Origin of the sequence: Novosphingobium sp. ST904, assembly GCF_001298105.1 — a bacterium.
Taxonomy (GTDB): Bacteria; Pseudomonadota; Alphaproteobacteria; order Sphingomonadales; family Sphingomonadaceae; genus Novosphingobium.
In genome coordinates this window covers 94646-113938 of the sequence record NZ_LGJH01000161.1, presented here as the reverse complement: position 1 = coordinate 113938, position 19293 = coordinate 94646, and the positions used below count along the sequence as shown (strand labels likewise).

The window sequence follows — 19293 nt, the reverse complement described above, 5'->3', positions numbered from 1 at the left end:
GATTAATTTTCGCGAATTGCCTTGATTGGTGGATGGCAAGAGGTCAAGACCCACGCGATGGATCAGGCCCCAAATCGGCAATTTCTGGACGATATCACAGGTGCGCTGAACTGGTGGCGCGAAGCCGGGGTCGAATTCGACTTTCTGGACGAGCCCCGCCAGTGGATCGTGCCCGAGGACGAACAGGACGAAAACGGAGACCGGCTGCCCCCGCGTCGCCGCCCCCCGGTGGACGTCGACGCGCCGCCGCCCCGGCCCACCCGGATCGACCCGGCATTGCTCCCGGCCGACCTTCCCGCCTTCCGCGATTGGTGGATGAGCGAATCGCTACTGGACGATGGCGGCCCGGCCGGCCGCGTGATGCCGGGCGGCGTGGCAGGCGCGAAACTGATGGTCGTGGTGGAAACGCCCGAACAGCAGGACCGCGACGAACTGCTCACCGGCCAGCAGGGCAAGTTGCTCGACGCCATGCTCGCGGCCTTCGGCACCCGGCGCGCGGATATCTATCTCGCCAGCGCGCTGCCCCGCCACGATGCGCTGCCGGACTGGCGCGCGGCGGAATCGCGCGGCGTGGGCGAAGCACTCGCCCGGCACGTTAACCTTGTCGCACCGCAGCGACTCATTGTGCTTGGCGGAAACGTCCTGTCGCTTCTTGGCCACGAATCACCGCAACGCGCTGCCGTTTTAAGACAATTTCATCATGAAGGACTTACGACACCTCTCCTGGGCGGGTGGGGCCTCGCCGCGCTGCTGCAACAGCCGCGCGCAAAAGCGAGCTTCTGGAACGCCTGGCTTGAGTGGACGAAGTCTGAAATTGCACAGATGAAAGATGCCGGGCCGGAGGGTTCACAGTCCTGAAAGGACGGTTCCCTGCGGATGATCAGGCCAAAGAACGCCGGATGGGTCGCACGATGCGGGGAATTGATTTGAAACGATTTGGCGCTGGAGGTTTGGGCAGCGGGGCTTGGCGCGCAGGCGCAGCCCTGATTGCCGTGGCCGGGATGACCGCAGCCGCGGCGCCGGCCTTCGCCAATAGCGCCGCTGTCGAGTATTTCCGCACGCGGGCGGACAATACAGCCGTTCCCTCGCTGCTCAGCCAGGACGATCGGACCTATTACAAGCAGGTCTTCGACGCGATCGACGCGAAGGACTGGACCACCGTGCAGCGAATGCTGACGGACCGTCCCGACGGCCCGCTGCACCAGCAGGCCCGCGCCGAATACTACCTCGCCTCCGGCTCCCCGAAGATCGAGCTTCCGGCGCTGCAATCCTGGCTGGCGCAGGGCACCGAGCTTCCCGGCGCCGACCAGATCAGCCGCCTTGCGCTGAAGCGCGGCGCCCTCAGCGTTCCCTCGCTTCCTGCAGAGCAGCAGTTCGCCCGCCTGCCCACCATGGCCAAGCGCGTGCGCCCCGCCTCCATCGATGACGGCACGATGCCGGCGATGATCGCCTCGGGCATCAACGACCGTATCAAGGCCGACGATCCCACCGGCGCGCGCGTCCTGCTTGACGGCATCGACGCCGGCCTCAGCCCCTCGGCTCAGGCCGAATGGCGCGAAAAGGTGGCCTGGAGCTTCTATATCGAAAACCAGGATGCGCAGGCCTACCAGCTTGCCCAGCTTGCTGCGATGGGCACTGGCCCCTGGGTGGGCGAGGCATGGTGGACGGCCGGGCTCGCGGCCTGGCGCCTGGGTGATTGCGACGGCGCTGCCGACGCCTTCTCCCGCGCGGCCCGCTCATCCGAGAACGCGGAACTGACCAGCGCCGCACATTACTGGAACAGCCGATCGCTCGTGCGGTGCCGCAAGCCGGAGCAGGCCGCCGCGTCGCTGCGCCTTGCCGCCGCGCGCGACGAAACGCTTTATGGCATGCTCGCCGCCGAACAGCTCGGCCTGAAGATGCCGGAACAGCATGCCGCCGCCGATTTCACGCCGACCGACTGGCAGGCGCTGCGCACCAATTCCAACATCCGCACCGCGGTGGAGCTGGCGGAAATCGGCAAGGACAGCCTGGCCGACGAAGTGCTGCGCCATCAGGCCCGCATCGGCTCGGCGGACCAGTACGCCTCGATCAGCCGCCTCGCCCGCGATCTCGGCCTGCCCTCCACCCAGCTCTGGATGGCCTACAATGCGCCTTACGGCGGCAAACCGGAACCGGCCAGCCGCTTCCCCACGCCCAAGTGACCCCGGTGGGCGGCTGGAAGGTCGACCCGGCGCTGGTTTACGCCCATGCCCTTCAGGAATCGATCTTCCAGGCCAGCGTCGTCAGCCCGGCCGGTGCGCGCGGCCTCATGCAGATCATGCCCGCCGCCGCCCGCGATCATGCGGCCTCACTCGGCGTAACCGGCAATGCCAGCGACCTCAACAAGCCCGAAGTGAACCTCGCTTTCGGCCAGCGCCACCTCCAGATGCTGCGCGACGCACCCGGAACCCAGGGCCTGCTGCCCAAGGTCATGGCCGCCTATAACGCCGGCATTCTCCCGATCAGCCGCTGGAACACCGAAGTGAAGGACCAGGGCGACCCGCTGCTGTGGATTGAATCGCTGCCCTACTGGGAAACGCGCGGCTATGTGAACATAGTGCTGCGCAACTACTGGATGTACGAGCGCCAGGCTGGCGGCCAGTCCGAAAGCCGCATGGCGCTCGCACAGGACATGTGGCCGACCTTCCCGGGGCTTTCCGGCTCCCAGGCGGTCCGCATGGCACCGAATGGAGCTATCCTGCGTGGCAATTGATCCTGAGCGTACCTTCAAGCCGATCAACATCGCCCTTCTGACAGTCTCCGATACGCGCGTCCCCGAGAACGACACCTCGGGCGACATTCTCGCCCAGCGCATCCGTGATGCGGGCCACACCCTGGCAGCGCGCGCCATCGAGAAGGACGACGCGGACCTGATCGCCGCACAGTTCAATGCCTGGATCGACGATCCGAACGTTGACGCCATCGTTTCCACCGGCGGCACCGGCCTCACCGGTCGCGACGTTACCCCGGAGGCCATCGACCGCGTGAAGGAACGCGACATTCCCGGCTTCGGCGAACTCTTCCGCTGGCTCTCCTACCAGACGATCGGCACCTCCACCGTCCAGTCCCGCGCCGCCGCTGCCGTTTCGCGAGGGACTTACATCTTCGCCCTGCCCGGCTCCAACGGCGCGGTGAAAGACGGCTGGGACGGCATCCTCGCCGAACAGCTGGACAGCCGGAACCGGCCCTGCAACTTCGTGGAATTGATGCCAAGGCTCAGGGAAGTCTGAGAATCCGGGCCATGCGGACGAATTCGGCGTAGCCACGGATTTTGGCTACGGCCCCGAGGGAGTTGGTCTCCCTCAGGAAAACGGCGGCAGTCTCTCCGCATCCTCATCGGACAGCGCAATACGAAACAGGTCACGCAGGTTCTGCGCATAATCGCGCGCGTCCTCGATGGCGCGGGTTTCGCTCACCCCCTGGGAATGGATCGTGAGCTGCCGGTCGCTGAGAGCCGCGAAACCGCCATCCAGCACCACGCTTGCGACGCAAAGCGTGGTGAACCGCGTGCCGGGCCGCGTCGAAGTCCAGTGATTGGCCATTTCGAGATCGTCTCCGGCCACTTGCGCAAGATCGAAGACATATTGCGGCTGCCAATCGCCGTGCGGTGCTGCGCCCATCGGTCGCACCGGCCGGACCGGCTCTTTCGAGCCGCCACTCACCGCCGAGTGATCCCCGCTCCCCGCTGCGCAGCAGGCGGTGCCAGGCCCCGTCCGGGGTCTGGACCTGCGCCCCGTCTTCCAGCGGAAGGGGCGGAACATAGCTGCCGCCGAACCCGGCATCGGCAATCCACGCATCGCCGCCGAGGTTGACCAGCAAAAGCGTATGGGTTCGCGGCGGAACGACGCCTTCCGGCAGCCCCAGCAGCACCCGCGCCAGAAGTGGCCGGTTCGCCAGCCCCAGTGCGGAAAGAACGTCCGAAAACAGCCTGTTCTGCTCGAAGCAATATCCCCCGCGCCCCTGCACCACAAGCTTCTCGAACACGCTGGCGCTGTCGATCCGGGCACCCTCGCCGAGCGGGATCGCGAGATTCTCGAAGCCGATTGCACGCCGATGCGCCAGCTGAAGCTGCGCGAGCCCGTCCGGATCGAGCGTTGGGGCAGCCGGAAGGCCGATGCGGGCGAAGTAGTTTTCGAGGTCCATAACGCCTGCTCTGCCTTGCCTTCCCGCAGTGGGCAAGGCTGTGGATAAACATGCTGACAAGCCGGGCAGAACCAGGGGAACGATCGGGATAAGTCAGCGCCCTCCGCAAAAACGCAAAAGCCCTGCGAGACGGCGCTCGCAAGGCCTTTGCAACCGCGGCAGCGCGGCGTTTCAGGTTATGACGTCGGGCGCGATCCGTCCCGTGTGCCGCGTGATCCCGGCGATCTCCTGCGCGGCAGCAATCTGGTGTTCCAGCATCGCACCGGTTTCCTGATCGATATGACCGGTCGCCGGTTCATAGCGTTCGAGATAGACCCGCAAGGTGGCGCCCTGCGTGCCGGTGCGGAAAGACGGAACACCACGCGGCTGCCATCCTCGAACAGGACGCGGATGCCCTGGTTTTCGCTCACCGATTGATCGACCGGATCCGAGTAGGAAAAATTGTCGGCCCCGGCGACGATGAGCGGCCCGAACTGCTGGCCTGCCAGGCCGGTCAGGCCCTGCTTCAGCTCCGTCATCAATCCGGCTGCGCGGTCGCTTTCGATCGCCTCATAGTCATGACGTGCGTAGTAGTTACGGCCAAAGCGCGCCCAATGCGTGCGCGCAAGCTGATCCACGCCGATATCACGCACGGCAAGGATGTTGAGCCAGAGCAGCACCGCCCACAGGCCGTCCTTCTCGCGCACATGATCGGACCCCGTACCGGCGCTTTCCTCGCCGCAGATCGTCGCCATTCCCGCATCGAGGAGGTTGCCGAAGAACTTCCACCCGGTCGGGGTTTCGAAACAGGGGACCCCCAGCGCTTCCGCCACCCGGTCGGCCGCGGCGCTGGTCGGCATGGAACGGGCAATTCCGGTCAACCGCCCGCGATAGGCCGGAGAGATCTCGATATTGGCCGCCAGCATCGCCAGCGAATCCGACGGCGTGATGAACCGCCCCCTGCCGATGATGAGATTGCGGTCGCCATCACCGTCCGACGCGGCTCCGAGATCCGGCGCGTCCGGCCCCATCATCACATCGTAGAGGTCCTTGGCATGGATCAGGTTCGGATCGGGGTGGTGCCCGCCGAAATCCTCCAGCGGCGTGCCGTTGATCACGGTGCCGGGCGCGAAGCCCAGGCGATTTTCCAGTATCTCCATCGCATAGGGCCCGGTCACGGCGCTCATCGCGTCGAAGCGCATGGTGAAACCGCTGCCGACCGCCTTGCGGATCGCATCGAAGTCGAACAGCTCCTCCATGAGATCGGCATAGTCGGAAACCGGATCGATGACCTCGACCGTCATGCCGCCGATCGTGGTTTCGCCGAGCGTGTCGAGATCGACATCGGCAGCCTCCACCGTGAGCCAGAGCTCGATTTCACGCGTGCGCGCCAGGATCGCGTTTGTGACGCCCTCAGGCGCCGGGCCGCCATTGGCGATATTGTACTTGATGCCGAAGTCTTCCTCAGGGCCGCCGGGATTGTGGCTGGCGGAAAGGATCAGGCCTCCACTCGCACCGTATTTGCGGATGACGTGACTTGCCGCAGGCGTCGAGAGTATGCCCCCCTGGCCCACCAGGACCCGGCCATAGCCGTTTGCCGCGGCCATCCGGATCGCCTGCTGGATCACCGTGCGGTTATGAAAACGCCCGTCACCGCCGATCACCAGCGCGGCGCCGGGCTGCGGCTTCACCACATCGAACACGGACTGGATGAAGTTCTCGGAATAGTTCGGCTGCTGGAACACGCGAACCTTCTTGCGCAGGCCGGACGTTCCCGGCGCCTGTCCTTCGAAAGGCGTGGTCGGTACGGTGACGATATCGGTCAAAACCCCAATCTCCATGCAGGACCTGCAGGCGCAGGCGCGGTCGTCGGTATAGATAGCTTAGACGACACTCTGGTTGCATGGCCGGCAAAGTCAAATGCCGATCGTATCTAGATCAAACCATTGTCGCTCATGCTGAAAATACCGCCCCGCGCGACGACGAAATGGTCGTCGAGACTGAACTCCAGCGCGGCCATGACCTGCCGGAACGTTCGGGTGGACTGGATATCATCGACACTGGGCGTCGGATCGCCGGAGGGGTGGTTATGCGCCAGCACCAGCCGCCGTGCATCAAGGTCGAAGGCGCGACGCACCGTGCGCCGCAGCGGCAGTTCGCAGCTCGACTGACGGGTGCCGATCTGGAACTCCTCGGCGATGAACAGGCCCTGCGCGGTGAAAAACAGCATCATCACGCATTCCTCCCGGCGGCCGAGCAGCCGCCGCGCAAGGTACTGCCTGAAAGGGCTGCTGCCGATATCGGTTACCTCGCCCAGCAAGGTTTCGCGTGCGGCGACGTCCGCCAGGTTGCGGGCGGCGACAATGGCGGCAGCGATCGCCTCCCGGGCGATCTCACCCGCATCGAGTTCCTCGGCGAGCGCCTGTGCCGACGCGGTATAGACCGTGTAAAGCGAGCCGAAGCGCTGGATCAGGCGGCGCGCAACCTCTTCGCTGCGCTGGCCGATGAAGGGACGTAGGATTTGCGCCAGGACGGATAGTTGCCCAGTTTCTTCTGCCGCCGCATATGAAAACCCAGCCCCAGCGCCATCGCCAGAAGCTGGACGTAGGACGGCATGATCGCCATGACCTGATAGGCCGTCGTGTGGATTTCGACGATCCCCAGCCGATAGAAATGGCTCGAAAAAGCGATAATCTGTGCCCCACCTATCCATAACGGGTAGAACCTGTTTGCCTTGAGCGCGACAGCGCCGATAGCCAGAAGGCTGAACGTGTCGATCGCCAGATGGACGAGATCGACCCCCTGATAGAGCAGGAGGTCAGGCCCCCGCACAAGATGATAGATCCGGTCTACCACGATCATGCCAAGGATGATGCTGGCCAGGATACGTTCGGGCGCCGCACCGCGGCGCATGGCCACGAGGAAAAGGGCGAGATACGCGCCGTACTGCACGTAGGCCCGCGCGCTCCAGATCAGCATGCAAGCCCCCCATGGCCATGCCGCCTGAAACGCGCGGAGCCCGCGATCGGGCCTGGGTCGCTTAAGCCGATCGCAACATCGGCGCTTCTTCCACCAGTTCTGCGGTCTTGGGGCAGGCTTCCGGCTCGTCGGCAATGGCCTTGATATCGCGGCCGATGCCGAGAAGCTCGTGGTGAACACGGATCATGTCGTTCTGGGTTTCCAGCAGGGAGCGCTGGGTCTTGGCAAGGCGCATAAGTGCCGTCTGCCCCGTGAACGTGGCGATGCCATCCGCCTGACGCGCAAGCAGCATGGATTCCATAAGCCGCGCCGAGGCGAGCAGCGCAGAGTCGAGAGAAACTTCGGCCTCGGGAAGCTGACGGGCGATCCGGGCAGTGGCAGAGGAAATGGTGATGGACATGGAGACCCTCATCCAGCGTCATCGGCCCGTTCGATGCGCCTGTTCTTGTGCCGGGAGGCTGGATCAAAGCAGACTGCTCAACCGAGTGGCGAAATCCAGACCGAACACCGCGACGAGGAGAAGTCCCCCGGCGATGGCAATCATGGCTGCCGTGCGGCTGAGGCCCGCGTTGGAACCATCGAGCACCTCCGGAACGATCCTGGCGTAAGGTTCTTCCTGCCAGGGCGCCGTAACCTTGAAGGTGGCACCATCGGCAAGCGTCAGCCTGTCGGTCAGTTCGTCCTGAGCCCGATCCTTGTCGAACATCGCAACAGCCGGAACCTGAGGATTCTTGGCTGGTATCGGATTACAGGCCGCTGCCAGGTCCAACTGATACTGCCTGTAGGCACGCGCCAGTTCCGCGCGCGGCGGCGCCCCCGTTCGGTTACGCACACCCTCGATACGCTGGTTTACGGCGCTTTCGGAAATGCCGAGTTCCCAGGCAATCTCCTTGCTGGTGCGGTTTTCCGCGACGAACGCCAGCACCTCGTGCTGCTTCGAAGTCAGCACGGGAAAGATCGCCATGATCTTCTGGACGTGCGTCAAGTCGCCGCTCCGCTCCATCTGCCCAACTTCCATAACACTATCGAACCACCCTCGTTCCGCCGAGCCCCCGCCCACGCAGTTCGTACAAAGCAATTATAGGTCGTCTGCAAACGCACTATCAACCCGTTACAGGCTACGACTTAACCAAATCCGACTTATCGCCCATCCACGACGCCATGCCGGCGGCCCGCCAAACATCCGGCTTCCAGCATCCGGATGAATTCAAAGCCGAATCGCCGAGTTCGCGCCCGGACAATACCGGCCACCCCTTAACCAGTTCTGCTCACTATCTGCGAGATTCGCGTCACTTGCGTCACGCCGGTTCGGCCAGCTCTACGCTCGAACAGAATTCAACCAACGAATGACACAAAATGGATTAATGGGTCACGGCGACCGGCATTTCCCGCCCCGCCCAAAGCAAGCGAGGTAAAGCGGGAACTGATACTCACATACGACAACGCCCTCGTGCGGACGGGTCGCGTCCGCACGAGGGCGTCAATGTGACGGTTCGTGGAAGGGGCTTTATTCCTCGCCCATGCGCAGCGCGGCGATGAAGGCTTCCTGCGGAATCTGCACGTTGCCGTATTCGCGCATGCGCTTCTTGCCTTCCTTCTGCTTTTCCAGAAGCTTCTTCTTGCGGGTGATGTCGCCGCCGTAGCACTTGGCGGTAACGTCCTTGCGCATGGCGCTGATCGTTTCGCGTGCGATGACCTTGGCACCGATCGCCGCCTGGATCGGGATCTTGAACATGTGCCGGGGGATCAGTTCCTTGAGGCGTTCCACCAGCGCGCGGCCGCGCGGTTCTGCCTGGCTGCGGTGCACCACCATCGACAGAGCATCGACCGGCTCGTTGTTCACGAGGATGTTCATCATCACGAGATCACCCTCCTGAAGGCCGATCTGCTCATAGTCGAAGCTGGCGTAGCCGCGGCTGATCGACTTCAGGCGGTCGTAGAAGTCGAACACCACTTCGTTGAGCGGCAGTTCGTAAGTCACCTGCGCACGGCCGCCGACGTAAGTGAGGTCCTTCTGGATACCGCGACGGTCCTGACAGAGCTTCAGGATCGAGCCGAGATATTCATCCGGCGTGTAGATCACGGCCTTGATCCACGGTTCTTCCATGAAATCGATCTTGACGGGATCGGGCATGTCGGACGGGTTGTGCAGTTCCTTCACGGTGCCGTCCGTCATCGTCAGACGGTAGACCACGGAAGGCGCAGTGGTGATCAGGTCGAGGTCGTATTCGCGGCTAAGCCGCTCCTGAATGATCTCCAGGTGCAGCAGGCCAAGGAAGCCGCAGCGGAAGCCGAAGCCCAGTGCCGCGCTCGATTCCATCTCGAAACTGAAGCTCGCGTCGTTGAGACGAAGCTTGCCGATCGATTCGCGCAGTTTCTCGAAGTCGTTGGCGTCAACCGGGAAGAGCCCGCAGAACACCACCGGCTGCACTTCCTTGTAGCCCGGCAGCGCCTGCGTTGCGCCAGCCTTGACGGTGGTGACGGTGTCACCGACCTTAGCCTGCTCGACTTCCTTGATCTGCGCCGTGATGAAGCCGATTTCGCCGGGGCCCAATTCAGGAAGGTCGATACGCTTGGGCGTGAAGCAGCCTACGCGGTCCACCAGGTGATCGGTGCCGCCCTGCATGAACTTGACGTTGAGGCCTTTCTTGATGACGCCGTCGATGACGCGCACCAGAATGACGACACCGAGATACGGATCGTACCACGAATCGACCAGCATCGCCTTCAGCGGCTTGTCGCGCTCACCCTTCGGCGGCGGAATCTTGGCAACCACGGCTTCGAGGATCTCGGCGATGCCGATCCCCGACTTGGCGGAAGCGAGCACCGCTTCCGACGCGTCGATGCCGATGATGTCCTCGATCTCGGTGCGGACCTTTTCAGGTTCGGCGGCCGGCAGGTCGATCTTGTTGATGACGGGCACGATCTCGTGGTCGTGCTCGATCGACTGATAGACGTTGGCCAGCGTCTGCGCTTCCACGCCCTGCGCCGCGTCCACGACCAGCAGCGCGCCCTCGCACGCCGCCAGACTGCGCGATACTTCGTAGGCGAAGTCGACGTGGCCCGGCGTGTCCATCAGGTTCAGCTCGTAAGTGAGCCCGTCCTTGGCGGTGTAGCTCAGGCGCACGGTCTGCGCCTTGATGGTGATGCCCCGCTCCTTCTCGATATCCATGTTATCGAGCACCTGGGCGCTCATCTCACGCTCGGAGAGGCCGCCGGTCGACTGGATCAGGCGGTCGGCAAGCGTCGACTTGCCATGGTCGATATGGGCAATGATCGAGAAATTTCGGATCTGGGCGAGGTCTGTCATGAATGCGCCGTTAGCAGCGGTTTTCGCACCTGTCAGCCTGCCTTGCGCATCAATCCTGAATCACTTTCCTTCGGACCGGCTTCCGGATCGACCCGCGAGGGGCTGAACAGCACCGCTCCCGAGCCGTCGAGCTGCAGCGGACGGACGAATTCCACGCCCATGCGATCCTCCCGGCACCAGCGCGCGGTGGCGAGAACAACGTTGTCGTCCGCAAGCTGAATCCCGAATTGCGTATCGGCCGGCACGTTCCACAGGCCCTCTACCATCGCACCGGTGCTGGAGATGTTGCGGATCGTGGCATGATAGATATGTCCGCCGTGCTCCAGCACGACCTTGCGCAGCATGGTCTGGCGCGGCGCGCGAGCCGAACGCGGCCCCGTAGCCACTGCCGAAAGCCCCTGTTCGAGCCGGGCCGCCGCTTCGGCGGAGGTCAGCGACTTCTCGTAGATATAGCCCTGCACATGACTGCAGCCCAGCAGCCGCACGAGATCGAGCTCGTCGAACGTCTCGACCCCTTCGGCCGTCGTCTCCATGCCCAGCGCTTCGGCGAGGCTGACGATCGAGGAGATGATCGCGCCGTTACGGCTGCCGTCGATGGTGGCGCCGCGCACGAAGCTCTGGTCGATCTTGATCTTGTCGAACGGCGCCTTCTTCAGGTAGCCAAGCGAGGAATAGCCGGTGCCGAAATCGTCGAGCGCCAGCCGCACGCCGATCCCCTTGAGCGCGCCGAACATATCCTCCGTTGCCTTGCCCTCCCCAAGGAACACGCTCTCGGTGATTTCGAGTTCGAGCCGGGCGGGATTGATTCCGGCTTCCGCCACGGCACCGGCAACGATCCCGGGAAGGTCGGGATTGGCGAATTGCAGCGGCGAGACGTTCACCGCAACGCGCACGTCATGCGGCCAAGCTGCCAGGTCGCGGCACGCAGTGCGCAGTGCCCATTCGCCGATCTGGGAGACAAGACCGGTCTCTTCCGCCACCGGCACGAACTTCGCGGGCGAAAGATAGCCGTGCCGGGGGTGCTTCCAGCGAAGAAGCGCCTCGAAACCGGTGATTTTCTCGGTCGTGGTATGAATTTGCGGCTGATAGTGCAGTTCAAGCGCGTCTCCGGCGATGGCATCGCGCAGGTCCTGCTCCAACTGCTGCCGCTCGCGCGCGTCGGAATGGAGATCGTCATCATAGAAATGATGACGGCCGCGCCCGCCGCCTTTCGCCGCATAGAGCGCAAGGTCGGCATTGCGGATCAGGGCTTCCGTCGTCGTGCCGTCGTCAGGACACATCGCGATGCCCAGCGATGCGCCGATCACCACGCGCGCGCCGTCTATCGAGTAGGGCTGCGACAGGTTCTCAATGATCCGGCGGGCAAGATGGCCGAGACCTTCGTGCTGGTGATAGCCCGGCAGGATCACCTGGAACTCGTCGCCGCCAAGGCGGCCAACCCGCCCCATGTTCGCGACAGTGGCGCGCAGGCGCTCGGCCACTTGCTTGAGCAGCGCATCGCCGGCCGGATGGCCCATGGTATCGTTGACCTGCTTGAAGCGATCGAGATCGAGCAGGAACACCGCGCAGGCACGGTTTTCGATCCGCGGCGAATTGATGACCTTCTCCAGCCATTCCGACATCTGGAAGCGGTTGGCGAGCTTTGTCAGCGAATCGAAGCGAGCAAGCTGGGTGGCGTGCTGCTGCGACTTGCGGGTCTCGGTCAGATCGATCCCCGAGCCCCGGAATCCCAGGAAATTGTGAAACTGATCCAGCACCGGACGGCCGCTGATGGACCACCAGCGTTCATCCTTCTCATCGGTCGCGGCGCGCACGCCGATGTCCTGGAAGGAGGAGCGGGTCGAAAGGTGGAACGCCAGCGTGCGCTCGCTCTCGTGATCCTGCGCGCGCAGCCGGAACAGCCCGAGGAAGGGCCGTCCGTAAAGCTCCTCCTGCGGCACGCCGACCAGTTCGGCGATGCGAGGCGAGACATAGGTGATGAAAGCTCGCCGGTCGGTCTCCCAGAACCAGCCCTGCCCGGTCTCCTCGTATTCGCGCAGAAGCTCCTCGGCGCGGTGCTGCTCGCGCTCCTGCTCCGCACGACGCGCTGATTCCCGGGCGGCGATGCGCGACTGGCGCATGGCCGCGCTCAGCCCGATGCCGATCCCCGCCGCCAGGAGGCCCATGGTCTGCGGCGATGCGGAATGAATCGACGCCCCGGCCCATACCCCCACCGTCGCCGCCACGATCGAGGTCAGGCGGCGGTCCAGCAGGACCGTCGCCAGCAACACCAGGATGCCGTAGCCCTTGATCGTGAGCCGCCAGTCGAGCGCCGGCGTCTCGTAAGTCCACTGCGCCGCAGCCACACCGAACAGGCACATCGGCAAGGCCACGGCCAGCAGCATGAGCGGATAACGCTTCCAGCTGCGGTGATGGAACTGGCCCTCGAGCGTGGCCAGTAGCGGTGCGGCGAGGCACAGCAGCATCGCGCCGAAGGACAGGCAAAGCGGAAACGAACCGGGCGCGCTGCGCGAGGCCACGCCCATCGCCACCAGCACGCAGACCATGGCCGGTGCCATGAGTTCCCAACGCCGGGCGATGAAGAAGTGAAGCGGATCGCTGCTCGGGCCGCGAGGGCGCAGAAACGCGAAGTTGGGTATGCCGGTGCGCGCGGCTTCCGACTGGGCGGAAAGCGCAGCCCTGTGCGCCGCGCCACCACGCGATGCCTGCTGCTGCTCCTGAAGTCCCTTGCGCGCCATCAGATCGGCTATTGCCCCGAGCCCATTTCCAAAGTGTTAAGTCCCGGCAACCAAATCCGTTCGCGGTCGGGTATGGCACAAGTCGCCCGATCCACCGGATTTCGCTTGCCGCCGCCGCCCAGTCATGTTTGCTTCCATGAATGGCGGGCGCTTCAGTGAGACACCGCCCGCCTGAGAGATAAGCCCTTGGGAGACAACACGATGCGGCACCTGGCAATCGTTGGTTCCGGACCGGCCGGCTACTACACGGCCGAAGCGGCGCTCAAGCAGTGGGGAGACGGTGTCAAAGTCGATATATTCGATTTGTCACCAGTGCCCTTCGGACTGATCCGCACCGGAGTCGCGCCCGATCACCAGTCGATCAAGAGCGTCTCGCACCGATACGAGACGACCGCGCTCAATCCGAACGTGCGCTTCGTCGGCAATGTGATGGTCGGCCGGGATATCACCATCGCGGAACTTCAGGATCTTTACGACGCCGTCGTTCTTGCCACCGGCGCGCCCAACGACCGAAAGCTGGGCCTTCCCGGCGAGAACCTGGCCAATGTCTTCGGCAGCGCCGCCTTCGTCGGCTGGTACAACGGCCACCCCGATTTCGCCGGCATCGGCCCCGATTTCGCCCATGAAACCGCCGTGATCGTCGGAAACGGCAACGTCGCACTCGATGTCGCCCGCATTCTCGCCAAGTCCGGCGCCGAATTCGAAGGCAGCGACATCGTGAGCCATGCGCTAGAAGCGCTGGAGGCATCCCGCGTAAGGCGGATCGTCATTCTCGGGCGACGCGGGCCGCACCAGGTCACGATGACGCCGAAGGAGTTGGGGGAACTGGCCAAGCTCTCTCGCGCCTGCCCGAGCGTCGATCCTGCCGACCTTCCGCCTCTGACGGAGGATGCAGCGCTCGATCCGGGCATGCGAAAGACCATGGGGCACTTGCGCGGCTTCGCGATCGGCGGCGGCACTGCCAACGACAACGAAGGCCCGGCATGTCCCGGCCGCGACGTGCGGATCGAGTTCGACTTTTTCGCTGCCCCGCGGGCCATCCTCGGCACCGACCAGGTCGAGGGCATCGAGGTGGAACGCACCCGGCTCGTCGATGGCAAGGCCGTCGGCACCGGGGAGACCTATCGCATTCCCGCAGGCATCGTGGTCGCCTGCATTGGCTACCAGACCTCCCGGATTCCGGATGTTCCCTATGACGAACAGGGGGGGCGCTTCGCCAATGCCGAGGGAAGAATCGCACCCGGCCTCTATTGCGTGGGCTGGGCAAGGCGCGGACCGACCGGAACCATAGGCACCAACCGGCCGGACGGCTTTGCGATTGTCGAAAAGATCGACGCCGATATCGGCGAAGGCAGCGGAAAGGCTGGGAGGCCGGGATTCGACGCCCTCGCCGCACAGCGCGGCATCGACTACGTCAAGTTCACCGAGTGGCAGAAGATCGAGGAAGCCGAAGCCGCCAACGCCCGGCAAGGCGCCCCGCGCGAGAAGTTCGTCGCTGTGGACCAGATGATCGCCGAAGCACATCCCTCCGCCGGAACCTGATCGATCCAAAGTAACAAAAAGGCCGGGGAATGCCCCGGCCTTTTCATTTCACTGGTCCCTGAACGCTCAGGTCAGACGCGCATCGGCATCAACACGTAGAGCGCCGGGCTTTTCTCATCCTGGCGGATCAGCGTCGGCGCACCAGCGTCTGCCAGATGCAGTTCCACCGTATCGCCGTCGATCTGGCCGAGGATGTCCTTGAGATAATTGGCATTGAAGCCGATCTCGAAGCCTTCGGCCGAATAGTCCGCCGGAACCTCTTCGGCAGCCGTGCCGTTATCGGGCGACGTGACCGAAAGCGTCACACGGTCCTGTTCCAGCGCCATCTTCACCGCGCGGGTCTTTTCCGTGGCGATCGTCGCAACGCGGTCCACGCCTTCGAAGAAGCTCTTGGGATCGATCTTCAGCAGCTTGTCGTTCCCGGTGGGGATGACGCGCGTGTAGTCCGGGAAGGTTCCGTCGATCAGCTTGCTGGTCAGCACCACGCCATGCTCACCGCCCAGCGTGAAGCGGATCTTGCTCGCCGAGAGATCGACCAGCACATTGGTGTCGAGCGCTTCTTCGAGCAGCTTGCGCAGCTCGCCGACGCATTTGCGGGGCACGATCACGTCGGGCATGCCCTCCGCGCCGTCGGGACGGGCAAGAGTGAAGCGTGCCAGTCGGTGGCCATCGGTGGCGGCTGCCTTCAGTTCCTCGTCGGAGACGTGGAGGAAGATGCCGTTGAGATAGTACCGGGTTTCCTCGGTCGAGATGGCGAAGCGCGTGCGGTCGATCAACTGGCCCAGCGTTGCCGCCGGAATCTCGAAGCTGGTCGGCAGTTCGCCCTCGGCAATCATGGGGAAATCGTCACGCGGGAGCGTCGGCAGCTGGAAGCGGCTGCGTCCGGCCTTCACCACCATGCGGTTGTCCGCGGCATCGAGGCTCACCTGGCTGCCGTCAGGCAGCTTGCGGGCGATGTCGAACAGGAGGTGGGCGGAAACCGTGATTGCGCCAGCCTGCTCGACCGAGACGACGCCGAGCGTCTCGACGACCTGCAAGTCGAGGTCGGTCGCATGATGCGCAAGGACCCGGTGCCCGAGGCCTCGATCAGCACGTTCGAGAGAATGGGAATGGTATTGCGCCGCTCGACGACGGACTGCACGTGCGAAAGACAGCGCAGGAGCGTGGAACGTTCGATGGTGGCCTTCATGACAGCCTTTAGTCCCCCTTGATCGGGCAAGGGATGCAAAACATCCCGAATTTCAGGACGAATATCTCTAGCGAACGGAAGGCTTGCGGCAAGCGACTATTGCCCGCTCTCCGGTGTTTCTGGGGATAAATTAGGGGATTTCAGGCGTTCGCGGATCGATTCGAACGCTTTCCCCGCATTGGGCGCTCGAATTGCTTCATCCAGCACCCTCCCCATGCAAACCGATTCTTCCCGGCCCACATAACGCCCATAAGCCGCAACCGGCGCGTAGCCATGCCGACGATAGAACGCCGTAGCGCGGGTATTGACCTTGCGTGTGGAGAGGCGAACCTCGCGGTAGCCGTCAGCCGAAGCGCCCGCCTCCAGGGCGGCCAGAACCGCCGCACCGCAGCCTTGATCGGCATACATGCGCTTGATCTCCGCCACTTCCTCTTCAAGTGGCCGATAGGCACCGCATCCGATCACGGCGCCCTCCCCGTTCCGCGCGACCACAAACAGCGCGCGGGGAACGAGGACGTCCGCCGGATCGAACGAGGACGTGCCGCCGTCCCCCGTGATCGCGGCGAGCGCCTCCGAAAGGCGCTCCATCACCGCGACGGCTTCGGGGATCGTGCGGATCGCAGGGTTCCACCCGCACGGTCCGCGCAATCCCGGGGGTCATGTCAGACCATTACCATGCCGCCGTTGACGTGGATCGTCTGTCCGGTGACGTAGCCTGCTTCGTTCGAGGCCAGGAATACGGCGCCGAGGCGATATCGTCGCCCTCGCCCATGCGGCCCATCGGGATCCGGCCGTTGAGCGCGTCCTTCTGGGCATCGGGCAGCACTTCGGTCATCGCGGTGCGGATGAAGCCCGGCGCGATGCAGTTCACGGTGACGTTACGGCTGGCGAGTTCCTGCGCGAGGCTCTTCGACATGGCGGTGATTCCGCCCTTGGCCGCGCAGTAGTTCATCTGGCCGGGATTGCCGGTGGTGCCGACGACCGAGGTAACGTTGATGATACGGCCGAAGCGCGCCTTCATCATCGGCTTGGTCACGGCGCGCATCAGGCGGAAGGTCGATTCGAGGTTGATGCGGATGACCTGATCCCACTCCTCGTCCTTCATCCGCATGGCGAGGTTGTCACGGGTGATGCCGGCGTTGTTGATCAGGATATCGATCTTGCCCAGCGATTCGAGCGCGGCAGGAACCAGCTTCTCCACCTGCTCGGCATCGCCGAGATTGCAGGCGATGGCGACATGATCGACATCCTGCAGGTGCTGCGGGGTATGCTCGTCCAGCTCGTCGCGGAAGGCGCGCAGCTTGTCGGCGTTCGAGCCCGAGATGGCAAGGCGCGCACCCTGCGCGGCCAGCGCGCGGGCGACGGCGGAACCGATGCCGCCCGAGGCGCCGGTGACGAGGGCGGTCATTCCGTTGAGGTTGAACATCTTTCAAATCTCCGTGAATCGCCTGCCTGATCGGCAGCGACGGCCCGCTGAACGGGGCCTTTCTTCAAACCTTCAAGGCGCCGGGGTCAAGCCCGGCGCGCCGATCAGAGGCCTTTCGCCAGTTCCTCGATCTCGGCCATGGTCACGGCGGAGATCACCTCCACCTCGCCAGCCGAACGCTTGATCATCGGGCCGAGCACCTTGCCGCCGAGTTCGACGAACGTCTCGACGCCCGCTTCGCGCATGGCGATCGCGCTTTCGCGCCAGCGGACACGGCCGATGACCTGCTCAACCAGCAGGCGCTGGATTTCTGCGGGATCGGTGACGACCGAGGCGGTGACATTGGCGAACAGCGGCACGTGCAGGCTGACCGGAGGGGTCTTGGCCAGTGCCTCCGCCATGGCGTCGGCAGCGGGCTGCATCAGCGGGCAGTGGAACGGCGCCGAGACCGGCAGCAGCACGCCGCGCTTGATCCCGAAGTCCTTCACCAGCGCAACGGCGCGCTCAATGGCTTCGCGGTGCCCCGAAATCACGACTTGCGTGGGATCGTTGTCATTGGCCACCGTGCAGACCTGGCCCTCGGCAGCGGCAGCGGCGAGTTCCGTGGCCTTCTCGATATCGGCGCCGAGCAGCGCGGCCATGGCGCCAAGGCCGACTGGAACGGCAGCCTGCATCGACTGACCGCGCAGCTTCAGCAGGCGCGCGGTGTCGGCAAGGCTGAAAGCACCGGCAGCGCAGAGTGCGGTATATTCGCCCAGCGAGTGGCCGGCCACGAAGTCCGCCTTGTCGGCGAGCGTGATGCCGCCCTCCTTTTCCAGCACGCGCAGGACGGCGATGGCATTGGCCATGATCGCCGGCTGGGCGTTCTCGGTAAGGGTCAGTTCCTCTTCGGGGCCCTGCGTCATCACGCGGAAGAGGTTCTGGCCAAGCGCCTCGTCCACTTCCTGGAAAACTTCGCGCGCGACGGCGCTGGCTTCGGCGAGTTCGGCGCCCATGCCGACCTTCTGGCTGCCCTGTCCGGGGAAAACGAATGCACGCATCTGGCGGCTTCCTTTGTCTGGCAGGCGCTGAGGCCGTGTGCCGTTTTTACGAATCGAATGTGGCGCGGCGGGTTATTGCCCTTCCGCGTTCCCCGCAAGTCCGAACGGCACGATCCTGTTGGCCGCGTCATGCCCGATGTCCGCGCTGCCGAGGAAGGGGATCGAATGATGCTCGCACCAATGGCGGGCAATTTCCTCAGCCTCGATGCCGAAAGGCCGATCATTTTCGGGCACGTCGCTGACCCGGCCGAGCCGCAGGCCGGCAATACCGCCGAGATGCGCGGTCAGGTGGAAGAACAGCCGGTCAACCGCATAGAGATACTCCGAGACCTCCTCCACCAGCACGACATGCTTGGCCAGCCCCGGCATCAGCCGCGTGCCGCACAGCATCGCGAGAGTCATGAGGTTGAAGGCGACTCGCGGGTGGCCATCCCCGCTCGGCTCCACGCCCGAGGCATCGCCCGAAAGAAAGGCCAGCGCGCGCCGAACCGCATCCGCACCGCCCGCGCGCCGGATATCGGCCAGCATCGGCCCATGGACCGGCTTACCGATCCGCGCGCGATAGAGCCCGCCCAGCAGATAGCCCGCGTCGGAATAACCGAGGAACGTCTTGTCCTGCGCCCCGTGCGAGAACCGGGCGAGAGCGGCTTCAGCGACGCGGCAGGCGCCATAGCCGCCGCGCGCGAACCACACCGCTTCCACCGAGGGATCGTTGGCGCATTCCACCAGAGCCTCGATCCGCCGCGCGTCGCTGCCGGCAAAATGGCCATCCACTTCGAAGCACTGATCGTGGATCACAAGCTCCGTATCGGGGAACTCGGCAGCCGCCAGAGCGACGACGGCTTCCGCATCCTCGCGGGTGATCGGGGTGGACGGTGCACAAACTGCGATACGGGTCATGGCTCCTTCCTATCGAGGTTGTCAGG

13 protein-coding genes and 5 pseudogenes are annotated in these 19293 nt (G+C 64.3%); 4 read left to right on the top strand and 14 right to left on the bottom strand.

What is annotated here, in order from left to right; translation table 11 throughout:
* Window positions 1–57 precede the first annotated feature (57 nt).
* The 3 genes and pseudogenes from ADT71_RS23575 (at window position 58) to moaB (ending at window position 3251) form a co-directional block, all read left to right on the top strand.
* On the top strand, window positions 58–858 hold the full coding sequence (locus tag ADT71_RS23575) for a uracil-DNA glycosylase family protein (RefSeq protein WP_054440817.1): 801 nt from the start codon (window positions 58–60) through the stop codon (window positions 856–858).
* 143 nt (window positions 859–1001) lie between these two features.
* A pseudogene (locus ADT71_RS23570) lies at window positions 1002–2734 on the top strand (lytic transglycosylase domain-containing protein).
* A complete protein-coding gene (gene moaB / locus ADT71_RS23565) occupies window positions 2724–3251 on the top strand; it encodes a molybdenum cofactor biosynthesis protein B (RefSeq protein WP_054440815.1) in 528 nt (175 codons plus the stop codon). The pseudogene ADT71_RS23570 and the gene moaB overlap by 11 nt, the downstream one beginning before the upstream one ends.
* Window positions 3252–3323: 72 nt before the next feature.
* Here the strand turns inward: moaB and ADT71_RS35165 are convergent, their stop codons facing one another.
* From ADT71_RS35165 to ADT71_RS23530, 9 genes and pseudogenes are all read right to left on the bottom strand, one after another.
* The gene (locus tag ADT71_RS35165) at window positions 3324–3641 is read right to left on the bottom strand and encodes an arylamine N-acetyltransferase (RefSeq protein WP_255351688.1); all 318 of its coding nucleotides are present in this window, start codon (window positions 3639–3641) and stop codon (window positions 3324–3326) included.
* Window positions 3642–3756: 115 nt separating this feature from the next.
* Window positions 3757–4164 (bottom strand): annotated as a pseudogene (locus tag ADT71_RS35160) (arylamine N-acetyltransferase); the annotation flags it as partial.
* Between the two features lie 171 nt (window positions 4165–4335).
* A pseudogene (locus ADT71_RS23555) lies at window positions 4336–5984 on the bottom strand (alpha-D-glucose phosphate-specific phosphoglucomutase).
* Between the two features lie 92 nt (window positions 5985–6076).
* On the bottom strand, window positions 6077–6373 hold the full coding sequence (locus tag ADT71_RS34410; RefSeq protein WP_231636153.1) for a JAB domain-containing protein: 297 nt from the start codon (window positions 6371–6373) through the stop codon (window positions 6077–6079).
* Window positions 6374–6612: 239 nt separating this feature from the next.
* Window positions 6613–7122, bottom strand: coding sequence for a hypothetical protein (locus ADT71_RS34405; protein WP_231636148.1), 510 nt, complete (start codon window positions 7120–7122; stop codon window positions 6613–6615).
* 61 nt (window positions 7123–7183) lie between these two features.
* Window positions 7184–7522, bottom strand: a complete 339-nt coding sequence (locus ADT71_RS23545) for a hypothetical protein (protein ID WP_054440813.1) — start codon at window positions 7520–7522, stop codon at window positions 7184–7186.
* A 63-nt stretch (window positions 7523–7585) separates the two neighbouring features.
* Window positions 7586–8107, bottom strand: coding sequence for a helix-turn-helix transcriptional regulator (locus tag ADT71_RS23540; RefSeq protein ID WP_231636147.1), 522 nt, complete (start codon window positions 8105–8107; stop codon window positions 7586–7588).
* A 522-nt stretch (window positions 8108–8629) separates the two neighbouring features.
* On the bottom strand, window positions 8630–10432 hold the full coding sequence (gene lepA, locus ADT71_RS23535) for a translation elongation factor 4 (RefSeq protein ID WP_054440811.1): 1803 nt from the start codon (window positions 10430–10432) through the stop codon (window positions 8630–8632).
* Window positions 10433–10464: 32 nt separating this feature from the next.
* Entirely contained in the window at window positions 10465–13170 is a 2706-nt protein-coding gene (locus ADT71_RS23530) for an EAL domain-containing protein (RefSeq protein ID WP_054440809.1), read from the bottom strand.
* Window positions 13171–13371: 201 nt separating this feature from the next.
* Here ADT71_RS23530 and ADT71_RS23525 point away from each other — a divergent pair, with 201 nt between their 5' ends.
* Complete coding sequence (locus ADT71_RS23525) at window positions 13372–14712, top strand: FAD-dependent oxidoreductase (protein WP_054440807.1); 1341 nt, start codon at window positions 13372–13374, stop codon at window positions 14710–14712.
* Window positions 14713–14783: 71 nt separating this feature from the next.
* On the opposite strand, the pseudogene dnaN reads toward ADT71_RS23525, so the two are convergent.
* From dnaN to ADT71_RS23500, 5 genes and pseudogenes are all read right to left on the bottom strand, one after another.
* Window positions 14784–15901, bottom strand: a pseudogene (gene dnaN / locus ADT71_RS23520) (DNA polymerase III subunit beta).
* A gap of 96 nt (window positions 15902–15997) precedes the next feature.
* Window positions 15998–16489 carry a GNAT family N-acetyltransferase gene (locus ADT71_RS23515; protein ID WP_082370519.1) on the bottom strand — a complete coding sequence of 164 codons (492 nt, stop codon included), beginning with the start codon at window positions 16487–16489 and terminating at the stop codon, window positions 15998–16000.
* 74 nt (window positions 16490–16563) lie between these two features.
* Window positions 16564–17327, bottom strand: a pseudogene (fabG, locus tag ADT71_RS23510) (3-oxoacyl-[acyl-carrier-protein] reductase).
* A gap of 104 nt (window positions 17328–17431) precedes the next feature.
* Window positions 17432–18367, bottom strand: a complete 936-nt coding sequence (gene fabD, locus ADT71_RS23505) for an ACP S-malonyltransferase (RefSeq protein ID WP_054440805.1) — start codon at window positions 18365–18367, stop codon at window positions 17432–17434.
* A 72-nt stretch (window positions 18368–18439) separates the two neighbouring features.
* Window positions 18440–19267 (bottom strand): LD-carboxypeptidase, encoded by an 828-nt coding sequence (locus ADT71_RS23500; protein ID WP_054440803.1) that lies wholly within the window; start codon window positions 19265–19267, stop codon window positions 18440–18442.
* Window positions 19268–19293 lie beyond the last annotated feature (26 nt).